Here is a 4,293-nt window from a genome sequence, read left to right on the forward strand (position 1 = left end):
CGCGTATCTGGTCGTTTTATAATCCACTGAGAAAGTATGAGACTTATTCGCAGGTTCCTTAATGTACAGGATAATTAATATATTATTTATCTGCCACGTAATTTTTGCTGAAACCCGTGCAACTGGTTAAAAAGCAGGAAGTGAAGGTATAAAAAAGCCCCGATCAAATGATCGGGGCAAGCATCGAGCGAATGAAGGCTACTAAAAGCCGTTTTGAACCCTGCCGGAAGAGTGGCAGAGCTCAACCAGTCCATGGTAATCAGCGCATAATGAATAAGGGTCTATGCGCTGATAGTTCAGCCAGATGTCTGGCTTAGTCCTCTCTACGAACAACCATTGTCAGAATGTTGTAGACCGCAACAGGCGTATTATCCTGATTGATCACTTCAACATCCCAAACGATTACGCCGTTTGGTTCGTCTTCAGGGTTACGACGATCTTTCTTGATCTTACGCTTACAAGTCAGGCGCACCTGAATCGTGTCACCGATACCAACTGGCTCGATAAAGCGTAGATTTTCCAGACCGTAGTTCAACTGAACCGGACCTGGAGAAGGTTCAACGAACATACCCGCAGCCGCAGACAGCACGAAATAGCCGTGAGCTACACGCTTACCAAACAGGGAATCTTTCGCCGCGATTTCGTCGAAATGCGCGTAGAAGTGGTCACCAGACAGGCAACCGAAGTTAACGATGTCCGCTTCAGTTACGGTACGACGGTGTGTAATCAACGTTTCACCGATCTGTACATCTTCGAAGTACTTACGGAACGGATGAACATCATCTTTAATCTGTTCAGAACCTGGGTTGAACTCGTTAGTGATCGCAGTCAGCGTTGTTGGGTTACCCTGAATCGCAGTGCGTTGCATGTAGTGCTTAACCGCACGTAGACCACCCAGCTCTTCACCGCCACCGGCACGACCCGGACCACCGTGTACCAGTGTTGGCAGAGGTGAACCGTGACCTGTGGATTCTTTAGCACAAGCTTCGTTCAGAATATGCAGACGACCGTGGTAAGAGGCACAGCCCAGAACCAGATCACGTGCTTCCAGGTTATCAGCAGTAACAATAGAACCTGCCAGAGAACCTTTACCCAGCTTAGCGATAGCAATCGCCTGATCGATATCGTCATAAGCCATCAGAGTAGAAACCGGACCGAAGGCTTCAACGCCGTGTGGTACGTCAGTTTCCATTGGTTTGTCGGAGTACAGCAGAGTTGTTGGGAAGAACGCACCTGTTTCCAGATTGCCACCAACAATTTCAAAATCTTCGCTGCCACCGTGGATCAGTTCACAGCTCTGTTTCAGCTGTTCAACTTTGTCCCAAACATCTGCAACCTGGCTACGACCAACCAGAGCACCCATGCGAACACCTTCTACAGAAGGATCACCGATAACGGTTTTGCTCAGGCGTGCTTTCAGCGCATCAGCTACAGCTTCAACACGGTTACGCGGAATGATTGCACGGCGGATAGCAGTACACTTCTGACCGGCTTTAACCGTCATCTCGCGAGCAACTTCTTTCACGTACAGATCAAACTCGGCAGAACCTGGCTCCACTGTTGCGCCCATGATGGCACAGTTCAGAGAGTCTGCTTCCATTGTGAATGGAATAGAGTTCGCAACGATATTTGGATGCGTACGCAGCTTCTGACCTGTAGATGCAGAACCAGTGAAGGTCACAACATCCTGTTCGTTTAGCAGGTCAAGCAGGTTACCCACGCCACCACAGATCAGCTGGATAGAACCTTCTGGAAGAATACCGGATGCGATGATCTCTTTAACCATCACTTCAGTCAGGTAAGCAGAAGCTGTAGCTGGTTTAACGATAACTGGCATACCCGCAGCAAGGCTAGGTGCGATCTTTTCCAGCATACCCCAGCATGGGAAGTTAAATGCGTTAATGTGAACCGCAACACCTTCTTTAGGTGTCAGGATGTGACGACCGATGAAGCTGCCTTCGCGAGACAGAATCTGTGCATCATCTTCAACCAGGAAAGTTTCGTTAGGTAGTTCACGGCGAACCAGACTGGAGAAGGTGAACATGGTGCTCACACCACCTTCAATATCGATCCAGCTGTCGGCGCGTGTTGCACCGGTCCAGGCAGAAACGCGGTAGAAATCTTCTTTCTTCTCCATCAGGTGCTTGCCCAAAGCTTTCAGGGCATTAGCACGCTCATGGAACGTCATTTTACGTAGTGCAGGACTACCCGTTTCACGGGCATAACGCACAGCATCGTTAAAGTCGACACCAGTAGAGCTAACAGTACAGACCGATTCACCATTAATGGCGTTAAATACTTCTGTACCCGCGTCAGTACCTTCGACCCACTGGCCGTTGATATAACTCTGTAGTTTCATCGGGGATAAGCCTCTCAATGATCTCCCCACGGGCGCACCCGAGGAGAGATAACTTTCTTTAAACGGGATCAGGTACGTGCGTCGAAATCCAGAACAACTTCGTCAGAGATTGGGTGTGCCTGACAGCTCAGGACATAACCTGCATCAATCTCATGCTGCTCAAGGCCGTGGGAGATATCCATGTCCACTTCACCTTTAACCAGCTTACATTTACACGTAGAGCAAACACCTGCTTTACAGGAGTAAGGCAGATCCATACCGTTATGCATGCCTGCATCAAGGATGTTTTCACCCACGGTAGCCAGATCAAACATTACAGAACGGCCATCAGCGATAACTGTCACTTTGGATGTCTTCTCTTCGCCGAACTCTTCTTTACGCTTAGCCGCTTTCTCCAGCATCGCCTGAGAGTCAGCAGAAGAGTTAGCAAACAGTTCGTAGTGGATCTGTTCGTCAGTCAGGCCTTCCATACGGAAGCCGCGAGAAACTTCAGACATCATCGCTTCAGGACCACAGATAAACGCTTCATCAACTTCTTTAATGTTGATCAGGCCAGACTTCTGTAGAGCGTAGCCTTTAGCGTTATCGATACGGCCGTTAAGAAGGTCAGCACCCTGGTCTTCATAGTCCATGATGTTGATCCACTGGAAGCGGTTCATATAACGGTTCTTAACGAAGTTCAGTTCGTCTTTGAACATCACTGAGTTGCTGCGGCGGTTGCCGTAGATCAGAGTCACTTTAGACTCTGGCTCAGTGGACAGAACCGTTTTCATGATGGAGATCATCGGCGTGATACCAGAACCCGCCGCGATGCACATGTAGTTCTTTTTCTGGTCCGCTTTAACTTCAGTGTAGAAGCTACCCTGTGGAGGCATTACTTCAACGCTCATACCTGGCTTGAAGTTATCGTTAGCGTAGTTAGAGAACTTACCGTCTTTAACACGCTTGATACCCACACGCATGTGGCCATCGTTTACGCCAGAGCAGATAGAGTAAGAACGGCGTACATCTTCGCCATCGATCATTGCACGCAGCGTCAGGAACTGACCCTGAATGAAGTTAAACTTGTCTTGCAGTTCAGCTGGAACTGCGAAGCTAACTGCGATTGCCGTTTCCGTTTCCGGCTGCACATCAGCAATTTTTAGCGAGTAGAAATTGGTGTCAGACATTGCTTCACCTTTATCTTAAAACCTAGGCTTGGCCTAAATTTTCTTAAAATAGTCAAATGGTTCGTTACAGTCGTTACACTGGAACAGTGCTTTACAGGCCGTAGAGCCAAACTCACTTACCCGGCGTGTATTTCGGGAACTACAGTGCGGACACTGAGCGTGTGCCTCTGGGGTCAGGCCATCTTCGTCAAGATCTGCGTCTTCTGGTGGCGCAATGCCATAGTTACGCAGCTTGCGGCGACCTTCCGCAGACATCCACTCCGAACTCCAGGCTGGCGACAGTGAGGTTTTCACCTTCACATCTGCGTAGCCTGCATCGTTCAGTACCTTAGTTACGTCAGTACTGATGTTGTCCATCGCTGGGCAACCGGAGTAGGTCGGCGTGATGGTGATTACGACACGATCACCTTCACGTTCGATTTCACGCAGTATCCCCAGATCCCAAATTGTCAGCACCGGTACTTCTGGGTCTTTAACCTGATCTAGCAGATCCCATAGTTCCTTTACGTCTTCAGCGTTACGCTGCTGCAAACGTTGGTACTGCTCTTCCGGCATCAGTGAGATTTCGTTCATATGCCTTACCACTTACAACCTGGGTGGGAGCGGTGCACGATCTGCATATCAGTCAGCATGTGGCCCAGATTCTCAGTGTGGTAACCGGTACGACCACCACGAACAGCCCAGCTGTCTTCTGGTACAGTCAGCGTTGCTTCAGTCAGAATATCGCTAACCATCTTCAGCCATGTGTCACGCAGTTTAGATACG

General features: G+C 49.1%; 4 protein-coding genes. All 4 read right to left on the reverse strand.

Annotation, left to right across the window (positions count from 1 at the left end; translation table 11 throughout):
• Positions 1 to 313: 313 nt before the first annotated feature.
• Entirely contained in the window at positions 314 to 2,359 is a 2,046-nt protein-coding gene (gene paaZ, locus GY843_RS09445) for a phenylacetic acid degradation bifunctional protein PaaZ (protein ID WP_297308922.1), read from the reverse strand.
• A gap of 68 nt (positions 2,360 to 2,427) precedes the next feature.
• Entirely contained in the window at positions 2,428 to 3,528 is a 1,101-nt protein-coding gene (paaE, locus tag GY843_RS09450) for a 1,2-phenylacetyl-CoA epoxidase subunit PaaE (protein WP_297308924.1), read from the reverse strand.
• Between the two features lie 33 nt (positions 3,529 to 3,561).
• A complete protein-coding gene (gene paaD / locus GY843_RS09455) occupies positions 3,562 to 4,101 on the reverse strand; it encodes a 1,2-phenylacetyl-CoA epoxidase subunit PaaD (RefSeq protein WP_297308926.1) in 540 nt (179 codons plus the stop codon).
• Positions 4,102 to 4,106: 5 nt separating this feature from the next.
• Positions 4,107 to 4,293, reverse strand: a 187-nt coding sequence (locus GY843_RS09460) for a Phenylacetic acid catabolic protein (protein ID WP_297308928.1), incomplete at its 5' end; no start/stop codon positions are given.

Origin of the sequence: Neptuniibacter sp., from assembly GCF_024231755.1 — a bacterium.
GTDB lineage: Bacteria > Pseudomonadota > Gammaproteobacteria > Pseudomonadales > Balneatricaceae > Neptuniibacter.